The following is a 17,109-nucleotide window of genomic DNA, read 5'->3' on the forward strand; positions in this document are numbered from 1 at the left end:
CCTGTTCCCCGTGCCGAGCGTCTTGTCCCCACCCTGCGCAACCTGTTCGAGGAGCTGAGCGGCCTGGAGCTGGCCGACGCGGATCCGGGCGCGAGCTTCCTGGAGCTGGGGCTCGATTCGCTGGTGCTCACGCAGGCGGCGCTCGCGGTGCAGAAGCAGTTCGGCGTGAAGGTGACGTTCCGGCAACTGCTGGAAGAGGTCCCGTCCCTGGGCCAGCTCGCCGCGTTCCTCGACGGCCGCATGCCTCCGGAGGCCGCGCCCGCGCCGGTGGCCGCCGCACCGACCGCGCAGCTCACCGCGAACATCCTGGGCCAGCCGCAGGTCGCCCCGTCCGCGGGCAACGCGTACCCGGTCCAGGCCGCGCCTGTGGTCAGCGCTCCTCCGGCGCAGTTCGCCGCCGCGGGTGCCGCGTTCCAGGCGCAGGCGATGGCCGCCCCAGCCGGAAGCCTCCAGGCGGTTGTCGCGCAGCAGCTCTGGCTGATGACCCAGCAGCTCGCGCTCCTGTCGGGTCAGCCCGCGCAGACCGTGGCCCCGCAGGCCTTCGCCCAGGCTCCCGCCGCGCAGCCGCACGCCGCGCAGGCGCCCATCGCGCAGGCATCGGCTGAGCAGACTCCCGCCGCCCAGGCCCAGCCCGCTCCCGCAGCGGCTCCCGACGAAGCCGACATCAAGGGCCCGGTGAAGTACGACGTGAAGAAGGCCTTCGGCGCCATCGCGCGGATCAGCCTCGCGCCCAAGGACTCGCTCACGCCCCGGCAGCAGACGTTCCTGGAGGACTTCACCCGCCGCTACACGGCGAAGACGCAGGGCTCCAAGCGCTCCGCCCAGGAGAACCGGAGCCAGCTGTCGGATCCGCGCGTGGTGACGGGCTTCCGTCCGCTGCTCAAGGAGCTCATCTACCCGCTCGCGGTCAACCGCTCCAAGGGCTCCAAGCTCTGGGACGTGGACGGCAACGAGTACCTGGACGCGCTCAACGGCTTTGGCTCCGTGATGTTCGGCCACGCGCCGGACTTCATCACCCAGGCCGTGCACCGGCAGGTGGATGACGGCTACGAGCTGGGGCCCATGCACCCCTTGGCCGGCGAGGTCGCGAAGCTCGTCTGTGAGTTCACCGGCGCGGACCGCGCGGCGCTCTGCAACACCGGCTCCGAGGCCGTGATGGGCGCGCTGAGAATCGCCCGCACCGTCACCGGCCGCAGCACGGTGGCCATCTTCGCGGGCAGCTACCACGGCATCTTCGACGAGGTGCTGGTGCGCGGCACCAAGAGCCTGCGCACCGTGCCGGCCGCCCCGGGCATCATGGCGGGCGCGGTGCAGGACGTGCTGGTGCTGGACTACGGCACGCCGGAGTCGCTTGAAATCCTGCGCTCCCGCGCGGACTCGCTGGCGGCCATCATGGTGGAGCCCGTGCAGAGCCGCCGCCCGGACTTCCAGCCGCGCGAGTTCCTGCACCAGCTGCGCGACCTCACGCAGAAGTCCGGCTCCGTCTACATCTTCGACGAGGTCATCACCGGCTTCCGCATGCACCCGGGCGGCGCCCAGGCGGTGTTCGGCGTGCAGGCGGACGTGGCCACCTACGGCAAGGTCGTGGGCGGCGGCATGCCCATTGGCGTCATCGCGGGCAAGCGCCCGTTCATGGACGCGCTGGACGGCGGCCACTGGCAGTTCGGCGACGACTCCGTGCCCACGGTGGGCGTGACGTACTTCGCCGGCACGTTCGTGCGCCACCCGCTGGCGCTCGCCGCCGCGAAGGCCGCGCTGGAGCACATGAAGGCCGCGGGCCCGGAGCTCCAGCGCAGCGTGAGCGCGAAGGCGGACACGCTCGCCAGCACGCTCAACGCATTCTTCGACGAGGTGGGCGCCCCGCTGCGCATCAAGCACTTCGGGTCGCTGTGGAAGACGTTCGTCACGTCGGACGTCGCGAACGCGGACCTGCTGTTCTGCCTGCTGCGCGACAAGGGCATCCACATCTGGGATGGCTTCCCGTGCTTCTTCACCACCGCGCACACGGACGCGGACCTGCGGCGCCTCATCGCCGCGTTCCAGGACAGCGTCACGGAGCTGCAGGACGCGGGCTTCCTGCCCGGCACGGCCCGTCCCCAGACGCAGACCGCCGCCGCCTTTGATTCCAACCAGCCCCCCGTCCCCGGCGCCCGCCTGGGGCGTGATCCGCAGGGCAACCCCGCCTGGTTCGTCCCGCACCCCACGGTGCCTGGCAAGTTCGTCAAGCTGAGCGAGACCCGATGAAGACCCCCGCCTCCCCGACGCAGGACCTGCCCGACGATTTCGATCCCTTCGCCGGGCCCGCGCTGCTGCTCACCGCGCCGTCCACCGAGCCCCAGCGCGAGGTGTGGACCGGCGTGCAGATGGGCCCGGACGCATCGTGCGCCTTCAATGAATCCATGTCCGTGCGGCTGCACGGCTCCCTGGACGTCGAGTGCCTGCGCGCCGCGCTCCAGGACCTGATGGCGCGGCACGAAGCGCTGCGCACCACGTTCAGCGCGGATGGCCTCACGCTGTGCGTCGCCGCCGCCACGCCCCTGCTGCTGGAGGTCGTGTCGCTGGACGCGCTGCCTCCTTCCGAGCGCGACGCCCGCGTCCGCGAGCTCGTCGCCCACGAGGTGGAGACGCCGCTGTCCCTGGAGACCGGGCCGCTCCTGCGCCCGCGCCTCGCGCGGCTGTCCGCCCAGGAGCACCTGCTGACGCTGACCGCGCACCACATCGTGTGCGACGGCTGGTCCATGGCGGTGATGCTGCGCGACCTGGCGGCGTTCTATTCGGCGCACGTGCGGCGCACCCCGCTCGTGCTGGCGCCCGCGCCCACGTTCAGCGACTACGCCCGCGCGCAGGCCCAGCTGGCGACGACGCCGGAGTACACGGAGCACGAGCGCTACTGGCTGAAGCAGTTCTCCGGCGCGCTGCCGGTGCTGGAGCTGCCACTCGACAAGCGCCGTCCGCCGTCGAAGACGTACAGCTCGCGGCGTGAGGACTGCGTCCTGGAGCCCGCGCTCGTGGAGCAGCTCAAGCGCGTGGGCGCGCGCCACGGCGGCAGCTTCTTCACCACGCTGCTGGCGGGCTTCAAGGCGCTGCTGCACCGGCTGACGGGACTGGAGGACGTGGTGGTGGCCATCCCCGCCGCGGGCCAGTCCGTGGCCGGGCTGAAGGACCTGGTGGGCCACTGCGTGAACGCGCTGCCCCTGCGCAGCAACGTCGCCGCGGAGGCGCCCTTCACGCAGGTGCTCAAGCAGCTGCGCACCACGATGCTCGATGCCTACGAGCACCAGGAGTACACGTTCGGCACGCTGCTCAAACAGCTGGCGCTGCCGCGCGACCCCAGCCGCCTGCCGCTGGTCAACGTGCTGTTCAACGTGGACCAGGCCGTCACGGGGGAGCAGCTGGCGTTCCAGGGCCTCACCTGCGCCCTGGCGAGCAACCCGCGCCACTACGAGAACTTCGACCTCTTCATCAACGCGGCCGAGGCCCATGGCCGCGTGGTGCTGGAGTGCCAGTACAACACCGACCTCTTCGACGGCTCCACGGTCCGCCGCTGGATGGCGTGTTACGAAGAATTGCTGCGGGGCGTGATCGCCGACGCGGAAAGCCCCGTTTCGCGCCTGCCGCTGCTGCCCTCCGCGGAGAAGCAGCGCGTGCTGGTGGACTGGAACGCCACCGAGAAGCCGTTCGACCGCGAGGCCTTCGTCCACACGCTCGTGGCCGCTCAGGCCCTGGCCACGCCAGACGCGGTGGCCCTGCGCGCGGGGGACGTGACGCTCACGTACCAGCAGCTGATCCAACGCGCCCATCAGGTCGCGAACGCGCTCAAGCAGGAAGGCGTCGCGCCGGGAAGCCTCGTCGGCCTCTTCACCAATCGCGGCGCGGACATGGTGGTGGGTCTGCTGGGCATCCTCGAAGCGGGAGCCGGCTACGTCCCGCTGGACCCTGGCTTCCCGCCTGAACGCCTCGCCTTCATGGTCGAGGACGCGAAGCTCTCCACCATCCTCACGCAACAGGCCCTGGTGGCGTCCCTGCCGTCCACGAGCGTGAAGCCCCTGCTCGTCGAGGACACCGCGTCGCAGCCCGAGTCCGCGCTCCCGGCGCAGGATGTCTCTCCGGAGGCCGTGGCGTACGTCATCTACACGTCGGGTTCGACGGGCAAGCCCAAGGGCGTGCGCGTGCCGCACCGGGCGGTGGTGAACTTCCTGGGCACCATGCAGGAGGCCCCCGGCCTGGGTGCGCAGGACGTGCTGCTGGCCGTCACCACGCTCTCCTTCGACATCGCCGTGCTGGAGTTGCTGCTGCCGCTCACCACCGGTGCCCAGGTGGTGCTCGCCTCCCGCGACACGGCCTCCGACGGTGCGCTGCTCAAGGCCGCGCTGGAGTCCAACGCCGCCACCGTCATGCAGGCCACGCCTTCCACCTGGCGTCTGCTGCTGGAAGCCGGCTGGCAGCCGCGCCCGGGCTTCAAGGCCCTGTGCGGTGGTGAAGCCCTTCCGCGCGAATTGGCTGAATCCCTCCTCGCCCGCGTGGGCAGCCTCTGGAACATGTACGGCCCCACGGAGACCACCGTCTGGTCCACCACGTGGCGCGTGCAGCCTCCGCTCTCCTCCATCCGCATTGGCCGCCCCATCGCCAACACCCAGCTCTACCTCCTCGACTCTCACCTGGCCCCCGTGCCGGTGGGTGTCGCGGGCGAGCTGTACATCGGCGGCGACGGCGTGACGCTGGGCTACCTGCATCGGCCGGAATTGACGCAGGAGCGCTTCCTGGCCAATCCGTTCCGCCCTGGCGAGCGCATGTACCGCACGGGTGACCTGGCTCGGTGGCTGGCCGACGGCACCGTGGAGTACCTCGGCCGCAATGACTCGCAGGTGAAGCTGCGTGGCTTCCGCATCGAGCTGGGTGAAGTCGAAGCGGCGCTCGCTTCCCACCCGTCCCTGGCCCAGGCCGTGGCGCTCGTGCGTGAAGACCGCCCGGGGGACCGCCGCCTCGTCGCGTACCTCATCGCTCGGCCCGGGCAGACGACGCCCTCGGATGAAGTCCTCCGTGCGCACCTCAAGCAGGGGCTGCCGGAGTACATGGTGCCGCAGCACTTCGTGGCCCTGCCCGCGCTGCCGCTCACGCCGAACGGCAAGGTGGACCGCAAGGCCCTTCCGTCGCCGCAGGTGGAGTCGCAGGAGGACGCCTACGTCGCGCCTCGTGACGAGACGGAGCAGAAGCTCGCGGCCATCTTCGCGGACGTGCTGGGGCTGCGCCGGGTGAGCGTCACGGCGGACTTCTTCCGTCTGGGCGGCCACTCCCTGCTGGCGTCGCAGGCCCTCACACGCGCGAGCCGCGACCTGGACGTCAGCCTCACGCTGCGCCGCATGTTCGAAGCACCCACCGTGGAGAAGCTGGCCCGGCTGGTGCGCGGCGACGACGGGGCCACGAGCCCCGCGCAGCGCATCTCGCCCCGCGCTGGCTCCGAGCCCGCGCCGCTGTCCCTCATGCAGCAGCGGCTGTGGTTCCTGGAGCAGCTCAACCCGGGGACCGCCGTCTACAACCTGCCCTCCGCGTTCCGCCTCCATGGCGCGCTGGACGTGGGTGCGCTGCGCTTCAGCTTCAACAAGCTGCTGGAGCGCCAGTCGTCCCTGCGCACCTTCGTGCGGTGGGATGAGGGCACGCCCGTGCAGCACGTGGCCCCGTCGCTGACGGTGGAGCTGGAGCCGGTGGACCTGGAGCCCGTCCCCGCGCACACGCGCGAGGAGGACCTGCTGCGCCGCCTCCAGGCGCTGGCGGACGAGTCCATCCCCATCACCGCGCCGCCGCTCTTCCGGCTGACGCTGTTCCGGCTGGGCGCCACCGAGCACGTCCTCTTCTTCATGCCCCATCACCTCATCTGGGATGGGTGGTCGTTCGACGTGTTCCTGCGCGAGCTGGACGTCATCTACTCCGCGCTCACCAAGGGCCAGGAGCCCAAGCTCCCCGTCCTGCCCATCCAGTACGCGGACTTCACCGAGTGGCACCGCAACTGGCTCCAGGGCGAGGAGCTGGAGCGGCAGGCGCGCTACTGGAAGGGGAAGCTCTCCGGGAACCTGCCCGCGCTGGAGCTGCCCACCGACAAGCCGCGCCCCGCGCAGATGAGCCTCAAGGGCGGCACCGAGCCGTTCGTGCTCACCGGCGCGGAAGTGGACGCGCTCACGAAGCTGGGGCGCGAGTCCAACGCCACGCTGTACATGGTGCTGCTCACGGCGTTCAAGACGCTGCTGCACCGCTACAGCGGCCAGGAAGACCTCGTGGTCGGCACGCCCATCCGGGGCCGCTCGCATCCGGAGGTCGAGGACCTGCTGGGCTTCTTCGTCAACACGCTCGTCCTGCGCACGCAGCTGGCGCCGGAGCTGACGTTCCGGCAGCTCCTGGAGCGCGTGCGCACCACGTGCATGGAGGCCTTCGGCCACCAGGACATGCCCATCGAGCTGCTGATGCAGCAGCTGGGTGTGCAGCGCGACCTGAGCCGCACGCCGCTGTTCCAGACGTTCTTCACCTTCCAGGACGTGCGCAACCGCGGCGCCAGCCTGGGGGATCTCACCTACGGCCAGGTGCACGTGCACGCGCACGCGACGCCGCTGGACCTGAGCTTCTGGGTGAAGGAGACGGCGAACGGCATCGTCGGCGGCATGGACTACAACACCGACCTGTTCGAGCGGGACACCGTCGTCCGCATGCTCGAGCAGATCCGCACGCTGCTCCGGGCCGCGCTGTCCGACGCGGGAGTCCCCGTGTCGCGCCTGCCGCTGCTGCCCGAGACAGAGAAGCAGCGCGTGCTGGTGGACTGGAACGCCACCGAGAAGCCGTTCGACCGGAGCGCCTTCGTCCACACGCTCGTCGCCGCGCAGGCCCAGGCCACGCCCGACGCGGTGGCGCTGCGCTCCGGCGCCGTGACGCTCACCTACCGCCAGCTCCTGCAGCGCAGCCACCAAGTGGCGAACGCGCTCAAGCAGGAGGGCGTCGCGCCGGGAGGCCTCGTCGGCCTCTTCACCGAGCGTGGGCCGGACATGGTGGTGGGCCTGCTGGGCATCCTCGAAGCGGGCGCGGGCTACGTTCCGCTCGACCCCGGCTTCCCGCCCGAGCGTCTGTCCTTCATGGTCGAGGACGCGCAGCTGTCGCTCGTCGTCACGCAGCGCGCGCTCCAGAGCACCCTGCCCTCCACCACGGCGAAGTCCCTCTTCGTCGAGGACACCACGTCGCAGGCGGACTCGGCCCCCGAGGTTCCCGGCGTCACGCCCGAAGCCGTGGCGTACGTCATCTACACGTCGGGTTCGACGGGCAAGCCCAAGGGCGTGCGCGTGCCGCACCGCGCGGTGGTGAACTTCCTGGGCACCATGCAGGAGGCCCCCGGCCTCTCCTCGCAGGACGTGCTGTTGGCCGTCACCACGCTCTCCTTCGACATCGCCGTGCTGGAGCTGCTGCTGCCGCTCACCACCGGTGCCCAGGTGGTGCTCGCCTCCCGCGACACGGCCTCCGACGGTGCGCTGCTCAAGGCGGCTATTGAAGCCAACGCCGTCACCGTCATGCAGGCCACGCCCTCCACCTGGCGTCTGCTGCTGGAGGCCGGCTGGCAGCCGCGTCCGGGCTTCAAGGCCCTCTGCGGTGGTGAGGCCCTTCCGCGCGAGCTGGCTGAATCCCTCCTCGCCCGCGTGGGCAGCCTCTGGAACATGTACGGCCCCACGGAGACCACCGTCTGGTCCACCACGTGGCGCGTGCAGCCTCCGCTCTCCTCCATCCGCATTGGCCGCCCCATCGCCAACACCCAGCTCTACCTCCTCGACTCTCACCTGGCCCCCGTGCCGGTGGGTGTCGCGGGCGAGCTGTACATCGGCGGCGACGGCGTGACGCTGGGCTACCTGCACCGGCCGGAGCTGACGCAGGAGCGCTTCCTGGCCAACCCCTTCCGCCCTGGCGAGCGCATGTACCGCACGGGTGACCTCGCCCGGTGGCTGGCCGACGGCACGGTGGAGTACCTCGGCCGCAATGACTCGCAGGTGAAGCTGCGCGGCTTCCGCATCGAGCTGGGTGAAGTCGAAGCGGCGCTCGCTTCGCACCCGTCCCTGGCCCAGGCCGTGGCCCTCGTGCGTGAGGACCGCCCGGGGGACCGCCGCCTCGTCGCGTACCTCGTGACGAAGCCGGGTCAGGCCTACACGGACACGGAGCTTCGCAAGCACCTGCGCACGCAGCTGCCGCAGTACATGGTGCCGCAGCACTTCGTGGAGCTGGAGGCGCTGCCGCTCACGCCGAACGGCAAGGTGGACCGCAAGGCCCTGCCGCCTCCGGCGGGCACCACGCGTCCCGTCGAGGACGCCTTCGTCGCGCCTCGCACGCCGGCGGAGCAGCACCTGGCGGGCATCTGGCGGGAGGTGCTGGGCATCGCGCAGGTGGGCGTGCACGACAACTTCTTCAACATCGGCGGGCACTCGCTCCTGTCCTTCCAGGTGGTGATGCGCGTCCGCAAGGAGCTGAACCAGGAGCTGCACCCCCGCACCCTCCTGCTCAACACGCTGGAGCAGGTGGCCTCGCAGCTCGCGCCCGTGGCCCAGGCCCCCGCCGCCAGGACGCAGCCCGTCACGCCGCCAAGGACTGCCACCCAGGAGACTTCTGTTCCCCTGGCGCAACGCTTGTTCAATAAGCTGAAGCGGAACCTGCCGGGGCGCTCGGACTGAGCGGCCCCCCGAGGAGAATGGTCAGCCCGTGACGCCTTGCTTCTTCGGCACCTCCGAACGACAGCTCTTTGGCATCCACCACCCCGCGCAGGGCGCTGAACGCGCCACCGGGGTGGTGCTCTGCTATCCCGCCGCCCAGGAGTACATGTTGACGCACTGGGCCTTCCGGAAGCTGGCCGGAATGCTCGCGCGCGAAGGCTTCCACGTCTTCCGCTTCGACTACTACGGCACGGGGGACTCCGCCGGAGAGGCCCACGAGGGCCGCGTGGCCACGTGGGTCCAGGACATCCGCAACGCCGCCAATGAATTGCAGGACGTGACGGGCGTGCAGCGCGTGGCGCTCGTGGGCTTCCGGCTGGGCGCGGCGCTGGCGGTGCGGGCCGCGGTGGAAGGGCTGTCCACCGCCGCGCTCGTGCTCTGGGAGCCGCTGGTGCAGGGCGAGGCCTGGCTCCAGGAGCTGGAGCTGCTCCAGGCGCGCCGGGCCACCCGCACGCTCTTTCCCCAGCCCGAAAGCCCGCTGGAGGTGCGCGAGGAGCTGCTCGGCTTCCCGTTCCCCCGCGCCCTGCGTGACGACATCCTCGCACTGGACCTGGCCGCGCTGCCCGCGTGGCCCTCGACGCGCACGCACCTGGTGGCTGGCGCGCCGCGGCCCGAATACCAACGCCTCCAGGAGCATTTGGAGAGGACAGGCCTGCCCTTCCAGCACCACCTGGTGCCCGAGGAGGGCGCGGGCGGCCAGGAGTCCGCGCTCCTGTCCAACCGCAGCCTGCAGACCATCACCACGCTCCTGAAGGAGGCCGCGTGATGCGCGAGCGAATCTGTACCTTCGGCCCCGAGCAGAGCCTCGTGGGCATCCTCACGGAACCCGACCCGGCGAAGGTCCTGCCGGACGCGCCCGCGGTGGTGCTGTCCAACGTGGGCCTCAACCACCACGTGGGCCCGTACCGGCTGTGGGTGGAGCTGGCGCGGCAGCTGGCCGGGCGCGGCATCACCACGCTGCGCTTTGATTTGTCCGGCCTGGGGGACAGCCGCCCGCGCCGGGAGGGCGGCTCCGACGAGTTCCAGCGCGCCCGCGAGGAGACGCGCGCGGCGCTCGACTACCTGGAGCAGAAGAAGGGCCAGAAGCGCTTCGCGCTCATCGGCCTGTGCTCCGGCGTGGACAGCGCGCACGCGGTGACGGTGGAGGATCCGCGCGTGGTGGGCGCGGCCTTCATCGACGGCTACACCTACCGCACGCTGGGCTACCACCTGCGCTTCCACCTGCGCTACCTGAGCCCCCGCCGTTGGACGCGCTTCCTGCGCAAGCGCAAGCTGCCCGCCCAGCTGCGCGAGGCCGGCGAGGCCGACGAGGTCTACACGCGCGAGTACCCCGAGCGCTCGCAGCTGACACAGGACTACAAGGCCCTGATGGAGCGCGGCGTCAGCCTGTGCTTCGTGTTCACCGGGGGCATGGGGCTGTCCTTCAACCACGAGCGCCAGTTCTACGAGATGCTCTCGCCGCTGAAGCTGGAGGGCCGCGTCACCTACGCCTTCTACCCGCGCGCGGACCACCTCTTCTCCGTGCCGGAGGACCGCGCGGAGCTCCTGCGCAAGCTCACCGCCTGGACCGTGGGCACGGTGCCGCCGCGCGCGTTGACGGGCTGAAGGCCGCCTGCCCGCCCTACGAGCGGGGACGCGGTCTGGGGCCGGGTGTGCGTCAAGCGCTTGTTTCCCACCCAACGGTCGCCACCTTCGAAGCACACACGTTCTTCGAAGGAGAGCCACCCATGAAGCTCCCTGTCATGGCAGCACTGGCAGCACTCGCATTCTCCGGTCAAGCCTTCGCGCAGAGCCACACCGACCACGAGACGCCCCCGCTTCAGGAGCCGTCCACGGACGCGCCCCAGGACAGCGCGGAGCGCTGGGACAAGGCCACGGGCGGCTCGGGCGCCGCTTCGGAGGACCTCCAGCCCGCGGACGCGGCCGACGACAATGCCGTGGCCCCCAGCAGCGTCGATGAAGGCGTCGGCGGCTCCGGCTCCACCGAGCAGGGCAGCAACAGCACGAGCGACCACTCGGCCGCCGCGGAGCCGGGCGCTCCGAACTCGGGCACCCCGGGCAACAAGGGCGCGAAGATGGAGGTGACGCCGCCGGCCTGGGACCAGAACAAGAAGATGGGCAGCTCCGCGAGCCCCACCACGGGCACGCCGCCGGTGGAAGGCAGCGCGGGCAACTAGCGGCCCGGCTTCGACAGACACGACAATGGCAGACGTGGACGGGCTTCGCGCGAGCGGGGCCCGTCCATACCCCTTGTGGGGTACAGACCTGACAGCCTTTCCACCGCTAAGTCCTTGCACGGACCGGATGGACGGAGGCCCGTCGGATGAACCTCACCCCGCACGAACAGGCGCTCGTGCTCGAGCTGACCCAGACCCTCTCCAGCTCGCTGGACCTGACGGAGGTGCTGGCCCGCTCCCATGGGACGCTGGCGAAGCTCCTGCCCTGCGACTACGCGGCGCTGTGCGTGTCGAGGCCGGAGCGGCCCGGCGACTACGAGTGGCTGGGATTGGGCGCCCCGGGCATCCTCTTCACGCACTATCCGGAGCTGGCCGCGGTGGACATCGTGCGCGAGCCGGCGATGCAGCCGCCCCACGTGCCGCCGCGCGACCCGGACCCGCTGTCACGCAAGGAATTGAAGCGCAGCCTCTTGTACCTGCGCTGCCGGGAGCTGGGGCTGCCCCTGGAGAACGTGATGGCGGTGCTGCTGGACCTGCGGCAGGACTGGCACGGCGGCTTCACGCTGTACCGCGAGCACACCCTGCCCTTCTCCGAACGGGAGCAGGCCCTCCTGGAGGACCTGACGCCCTACCTGGCGAACACGGTGCGCAACTGCCGGCTGTTCGGGAACGAGGCGACACGGGGTGACCTGCTGGACGCCCTCTTCCGCCACCAGGGCGCCGAGTGCGTCGTGATGGATCCCCCGGAGCACGAGAAGCTGCGCACGCCGGGCGCGACGGAGCTCCTGCGGCGCTGGTATCCGGAGGAGCTGAAGGCGGACGACTCGCGGCTGCCCCAGGAGCTGCGCGAGCACCTGGCGCGCCTCCGGGCCCTGGGGACGAAGCGGACCCCGGGCGTGGACACGTGGACGCGCTCCGGGGGGAAGCAGGACCTGAAGGTGACGTTCGTGGAGCTGCCCGAACAGCGCGGCGGCCGTCCCTGGGTGCTGGTGTTGCAGGAGTGCTCGCGGGCCATCCCCATGCCGGAGCCCTGGCGCCAGAAGCTCTCCAAGCGCGAGGTGGAGGTGGTCCAGGGAGTCCTCTGCAACTGGACGAACGAGACCATCGCCGAGGACCTGGGCCTGACGCTCAACACGGTGAAGACGCACCTGCGCAACATCTTCCCCAAGCTGGGCATCGAGAGCCGCACGGACCTCCTCTACCAGGCCGCCTGGAGGCAGAAGCCAGGGTGAGGAGGTCCGGGTGCGCGCGCTCAGGGCTGCCGGAAGAACTTCGGGAACAGCTCGCGCGTGGTGCGGGCGGACAGGAGCAGCGCGTCCTGTTCCTCCCGGGACGTGAGCGCGCGCAGCTCCTTCTCCAGGTCGGCCACGTGGTCGCCGTCCGCGGCGCCGTGGCCCTTGAGGAAGAGCACGGCCTTGTGGATGTTGGGGATGCCGCTCTCCGCGATGAGCCGGTCCACCGCGTCCGGCGCCCGGTTCACGGAGAGGTACTCCAGCACGTAGGCCGTGCCCAGGAACGCGGTGGGCACGCCCGACTGCGTGGTGAAGCGGTTCCACTCCACATAGGCGCGCACCGCGGGGCAGATGGGCTCGCTCTCCACGCGCTCCTGCGTCCAGCCCAGGGCCGCCAGGTCCTTGAGCAACCACTGCTCGTGGCCCCTCTCCTCTCGCGCCTTCTGGAACAGCAGGTCCGCGAGCGCGGGATCTTTCGTGCGCTTGCCGGATTCAGTGAAGAACCCCTCGCTCCACCGCACGTACTGATACGTCTGGATGAGGTAGTGGACGTAGTCGTCCTGGCGGATGCGCCCCTCGAAGAGGCGCCGGACGTCCGGCGTCGCATCCAGTTCCCGCACGAGCCTCCGCGCTTCGTCTCGCAGGGAGTCCAGCCACGTCTGCTCATTCCTGGGCTGCTTGCACATACACGTCTCCTGACAGGGGCCCGTGAAGGCCCGGTGGGTGTTGCGTTGAGGGTGAAGGGAAATGAGGAGCGCGCGGCCTTGCGTCAGGCGGCGTCGGCGTCCAGCGAGGCGAAGAGGTTCAGCGTCCGCTCGGGAATCGCATCCAGCGCGGCGACGAGCGGCACGGTGAAGCGGTTGAAGGCGGGATCAAAGTGCGGCGGGCCAATGAAGCGCGCGCCCATCTTGTCCGCGAACAAGGACACCACAGGCGGCAGGCGCAGGATGTCCAGGCGGGCCTGAGCGCGCTGCGCTTCGGTGAGCCGCGCCGCCAGGGGCTCGGCGGGCGGTGCGGGGAACTCCCGGGTCCGCACGCGGAAGCTGTCGCTCACCCAGCCCCGGCGCGCGGCGGCCTGGTAGTAGAGGTCCGCCTCCTCCTGGGAGTCCGTCTCCATGTTGGCCGCGGCGATCCAATGGGTGACGCCGCGCCTGCGGCTCTCGCGGTACAGGCCCGCCTGGAGGCGCAGCACCGCCGAGTTGCGGTAGCGCTGGGTGACGCAGTAGCGCGTGGTCTCCGCGAACACGCGTCCCGGCGCGACGAGCTCCGACAGGTCGAGCTTCTTCTCGATATCGAGACCCACGGCCGTGTCCGCGAAGGCGGCCACCTCCGCGTTGGGCGTCAGCAGCCGGGCCGTCGCCACCGGCTCCGCGCCCGCGTAGACGACGACGTGGGCGGTGGTGCGGAGTGTATCGAAGCAGTCCGCTTCGCGCGGGGCACGCGGCCGCTTGGGCCCCAGCATCCGCAGCTCCTCGCCAAAAACCCGGTAACGGATGCGGAGCGCGTCATCCAGTTCGCGCTGCGCGGTGGCGACACGGCAACTCAATGAAGACATGGCGGGTCTCGCTTCCACGGTGCATGCCGGACTGTGTGTCCGGCCCCGACCTTTCATTCGCCGCCACGTGCATGAGTGCGCTCACGGGTTGAGTTTTTTCATTGAGACACGGGTCTGTTCCGATCCGGGGGGATCGCGAACGACTCACTGTCCTCAAAGGCAGTACCCCTTCCGAGGTACAGACACGGATCCTCGACCTCGCCAACCTGCCGGCTTGGAAAAGCGACATCGCGCAATCGAACTCAGCAGGGCTGTAGCGAACGTTCAGGCGAATCGCAGTCCAACCTGAAGCGGGGGCACGCATGCCGGTGAGGAGTCGGGGATGACCAGTCCATCACGACAACAGGTGGAGCAGCTTCACAAACGGATGTTGGGCCCGGATTCGGACGCGACCCATGACGTCTTCGATGCGTTCATGGAGCCGCTGGTCGACTCGCTGGTGGGCACGCTGAGATGTTCACGTCACGACGCGAACGCATACGCCGCGGATGCGCTCTTCGCGTACTTCAGGAAGCCCGATGGCTTCGACGCCAACCAGTCCAGCCTCTGGTTTTTCCTGAATCAGATCGCCATGCGCCGCGCCTATGACGCCTACAGGTCCCAGACAAAGCGGACCTTGCGGGAGAACAATCCGCTGACCGTCGTCGAAGTTCACCCTCCAGCTCCGAATAACGCCACGGAGGATTTCGTGAGCGCCACGCAGCAGTTGGAGCGGCTGTCAGAACGAATCGAATCCGGAGGTTACCCCGCGCGGGAAGTGGCGGCCATGCGCGTCATCCTCCTCAGCGAGGGACGGGTCTCCGAAGAGGAGATGGCCCGCGCGCTGGAAATCTCCCACCTGCCGCTCGCGGAACGGCTTCCGCTCGTGCGGAGCCACACTGAACGCCTGAGGAGGCTTTTGCGAAGCCTCTACAAGGAGATCTTCAATGATGAGCGTTGAATTGCTGGATTACGCGGCGAAGCGCAGCGCCACCGAGCCCGGGCTGCTGGGTCAGGTGTTCGCCATCTACCAGTCCCTTGAAGACTGCACGCGGGACGCGCTGGCGGAAGAACTGGGCTGCGACGAGCAGACGCTCAACAGGTTGTCGTTGTGCCGCAGGCCGTCAGGTGACGCGTTCGCGGAACAGGTGAAGCTCCTCTGCGGCCGGTTCGGTCTGGAGCCGTTCGCGCTCGCCAACGTGCTGCGGCAGGTGGAGATCATGGGTTCGGACTCCCCCACCCCGCGAGCCACCGCCACGCTCCAGTTGGCCGCGCTCGATAAGCGCAAGAAGGACGAGCCGGCCTCATGAGGCCGGCCTGGCTGAGGGAGGCGGTGGAGGCAAGCGGCCTCCCTCCGCCAGAGGCATTTCCCCGGGACCTCGCGGCGGACGCATCCATGCGCCTGCCCGTGAGGCCCGTGGGGTTGAAGGACCTGACCTCGGAGAAGGTGCGCCAGTGGCTGGCCCAGCGGGGGCGCACCGTGGAGATTGGCTACCACCGGGAGATGCATGGCTGCATGGTGGCCTGGGAGGGAAAGGGACTCGTCTTCTTCGACCGGGGCGACGGTCCAGCGCAGCAGCGCTTCACGGTGGCGCATGAGCTGGGCCACTTCTTCCTCGACCATCTGCTGCCGCGCATGAGGGCACTCGACTTCTTTGGCGACGGCATCCGGGACGTCCTGGACCAGAAGCGCCCTGCCACCCGTGAGGAGTCACTGGCCGCCGTGCTGGAGGGGGTCCCCATTGGCGTGCAGATCCACCTGATGGACCGGGGACCCACGGGGGAGGTCGGCACGGGAGTGGTGGCCCGCTCCGAACAGCGCGCGGACCGGTTGGCGCTGGAATGGCTCGCGCCGGAGAAGGCCGCGCGTCAGGTGATGCAGGACGGGCCCACGGAGACGCAGGAGCAGCGATTGGAGCAGCACTTCGGGCTGCCTCCAGACAGGGCGGCAACCTATGCGCGCATCCTGCGCCGTGAAGAGGGCCGCTCCCGTTTTTCCATTGTTTCATTTCTCGGTGAGGACGCAGGGTGACCATGGGCGGCCACAGGCGCTTTGACGACGACGATGACGAGGAGTTGACCGGCGACGAGGACTTTCGCGGCTCCTTCCGCGAGGACCTGGAGCGCACCCTCAACCTGGAGACGTGGGCGGAGGGCCTGGACCTCCAGGTCATCATGCAGCGCTACAAGGAGGAGATTGGCGGCGCCATGCGGAAGGAGGACCAGCTGCGGTCCATCATCCGCCAGGAATTGCTGCCTCGGCTCCAGACGCGGGACAATGCCCCCCAGGGCGCGGGCCTCTACCACCTGAGTCCGGAGCAGTTGGCCGACATCCACTCCGGCCTGCTGTTCGCCGGGCAGGTGGAGGCGGTCAACGGCATCTCCGTGACGCACGAGACGCTGCCACTGGACATCACCCAGCTGGGCATCACCGCGATTGGCTATGGCGGCTCCGCGGGCACCTTCTCCCAGCGGCTGTTCCGCCGCGAGGTGACGGTCGACGCGCCGGATCCTTATAAGGAGGCCCTGTCATATATCGAGATGCGCCAGAACCGCTCCCACCCGGGACGCCGCGGGCCGGACAGCCTGTCGCGGCTCGCCCGGCGAGGCATCCGCGCCTATGCGGAGCGCGCCATCCTGGTGGAGAAGCTGAAGGCCCCGTGGCGCATGGGTCAGGGCAATCCCTTCACCCAGGAGCTCATCACCGGCTCCGGCTACACGGGCCTGCTGAAAGCATCGCTGGGGATGCTCGAGCGGCTGATGAATGACCATCCCCGCTTCGTCTTCGTCTCCGCGCGAATGGAGGACCGGGGGTTCCTCACCATGGGCCATGCGCTCGACGCGGGTGAGTTCGTCATCCTCGAATCGATGAAGCAGGCGGGGGAGGACATCCTCGATGGCTGGCAGTACGACATCAAGGAGCGCAAGCGCGCGCGGCGCTTCGTGGACGCGTACTCGCACAAGGTCGTGAAGGGCCTGTTCCGTGCGTCGAACAACGCCCCGCCCCGCATCTTCTACGCGCACATCGACCATGCCCACATGGCCGCGTGCGTGGCCATCGCGGACAGCGTGCTGCGCCCGGAGCAGGGCTTCCCGATGCTGCTCGACGTCGCGGAGGCCACGTGCCGCAGCGCCTTCGGAGCGGATGGCTTCGAGGGCCTGGTCCAGGACGCCTACGCGCAAGCCGATGCACGCCTTCAGTACTTCAACGGTCGCAAGCCACGTCGCTGATTGGGGAACGACACCATGCCTGACAATGGAAACACCAGCGCACCCGGCCCGGGGCCCACGCAGAACGGCGCGGCCCCCAATGGCAAACCCGTGAATGGCCACGCCGCCACCGGCCCCAGCGCCCCACGGCCGGCCGCGCCTCCACCGGGCTCCCGTCCGCCGGTCCCCGTGCCCGCGAATGTCCAGATGACCGGACCGCGCCCCGG

General features: G+C 69.8%; 12 protein-coding genes and 1 pseudogene. 11 read left to right on the plus strand and 2 right to left on the minus strand.

Annotated elements, in window-relative coordinates; all coding sequences use genetic code 11:
• The 6 genes from D7W81_RS30140 to D7W81_RS30165 all read left to right on the plus strand — a co-directional run.
• On the plus strand, window positions 1-2,244 hold a 2,244-nt coding region (locus tag D7W81_RS30140; RefSeq protein ID WP_120558852.1), incomplete at its 5' end, for an aminotransferase class III-fold pyridoxal phosphate-dependent enzyme.
• A complete protein-coding gene (locus D7W81_RS30145) occupies window positions 2,241-8,690 on the plus strand; it encodes a non-ribosomal peptide synthetase (protein ID WP_120558853.1) in 6,450 nt (2,149 codons plus the stop codon). The genes D7W81_RS30140 and D7W81_RS30145, both read left to right, overlap by 4 nt.
• Before the next feature lie 28 nt (window positions 8,691-8,718).
• Window positions 8,719-9,495 carry an alpha/beta fold hydrolase gene (locus D7W81_RS30150; RefSeq protein ID WP_120558854.1) on the plus strand — a complete coding sequence of 259 codons (777 nt, stop codon included), beginning with the start codon at window positions 8,719-8,721 and terminating at the stop codon, window positions 9,493-9,495.
• On the plus strand, window positions 9,495-10,334 hold the full coding sequence (locus tag D7W81_RS30155) for an alpha/beta fold hydrolase (protein WP_120558855.1): 840 nt from the start codon (window positions 9,495-9,497) through the stop codon (window positions 10,332-10,334). Before D7W81_RS30150 ends, D7W81_RS30155 begins: the two co-directional genes overlap by 1 nt.
• Before the next feature lie 122 nt (window positions 10,335-10,456).
• Window positions 10,457-10,906 (plus strand): hypothetical protein, encoded by a 450-nt coding sequence (locus D7W81_RS30160; RefSeq protein WP_120558856.1) that lies wholly within the window; start codon window positions 10,457-10,459, stop codon window positions 10,904-10,906.
• A gap of 146 nt (window positions 10,907-11,052) precedes the next feature.
• Window positions 11,053-12,138, plus strand: a complete 1,086-nt coding sequence (locus D7W81_RS30165) for a LuxR C-terminal-related transcriptional regulator (protein ID WP_120558857.1) — start codon at window positions 11,053-11,055, stop codon at window positions 12,136-12,138.
• Window positions 12,139-12,158: 20 nt separating this feature from the next.
• Here the strand turns inward: D7W81_RS30165 and D7W81_RS30170 are convergent, their stop codons facing one another.
• Window positions 12,159-12,824 (minus strand): iron-containing redox enzyme family protein, encoded by a 666-nt coding sequence (locus tag D7W81_RS30170; protein WP_120558858.1) that lies wholly within the window; start codon window positions 12,822-12,824, stop codon window positions 12,159-12,161.
• Window positions 12,825-12,907: 83 nt separating this feature from the next.
• Window positions 12,908-13,693, minus strand: a complete 786-nt coding sequence (locus D7W81_RS30175) for a GNAT family N-acetyltransferase (RefSeq protein ID WP_120558859.1) — start codon at window positions 13,691-13,693, stop codon at window positions 12,908-12,910.
• A gap of 322 nt (window positions 13,694-14,015) precedes the next feature.
• Between D7W81_RS30175 and D7W81_RS30180 the strand changes: the two genes are divergently transcribed.
• From D7W81_RS30180 to D7W81_RS43080, 5 genes and pseudogenes are all read left to right on the plus strand, one after another.
• A complete protein-coding gene (locus tag D7W81_RS30180) occupies window positions 14,016-14,633 on the plus strand; it encodes an RNA polymerase sigma factor (protein WP_120558860.1) in 618 nt (205 codons plus the stop codon).
• Window positions 14,623-14,982 carry a hypothetical protein gene (locus D7W81_RS30185; protein WP_147445671.1) on the plus strand — a complete coding sequence of 120 codons (360 nt, stop codon included), beginning with the start codon at window positions 14,623-14,625 and terminating at the stop codon, window positions 14,980-14,982. The genes D7W81_RS30180 and D7W81_RS30185 overlap by 11 nt, the downstream gene beginning before the upstream one ends.
• An 86-nt stretch (window positions 14,983-15,068) precedes the next feature.
• Window positions 15,069-15,704, plus strand: coding sequence for an ImmA/IrrE family metallo-endopeptidase (locus tag D7W81_RS30190; RefSeq protein ID WP_244227522.1), 636 nt, complete (start codon window positions 15,069-15,071; stop codon window positions 15,702-15,704).
• Window positions 15,705-15,706: 2 nt separating this feature from the next.
• Complete coding sequence (locus D7W81_RS30195; RefSeq protein ID WP_120558863.1) at window positions 15,707-16,903, plus strand: hypothetical protein; 1,197 nt, start codon at window positions 15,707-15,709, stop codon at window positions 16,901-16,903.
• 15 nt (window positions 16,904-16,918) lie between these two features.
• A pseudogene (locus tag D7W81_RS43080) lies at window positions 16,919-17,109 on the plus strand (response regulator); the annotation flags it as partial.

Source organism: Corallococcus aberystwythensis, assembly GCF_003612165.1.
Lineage (GTDB): Bacteria > Myxococcota > Myxococcia > Myxococcales > Myxococcaceae > Corallococcus > Corallococcus aberystwythensis.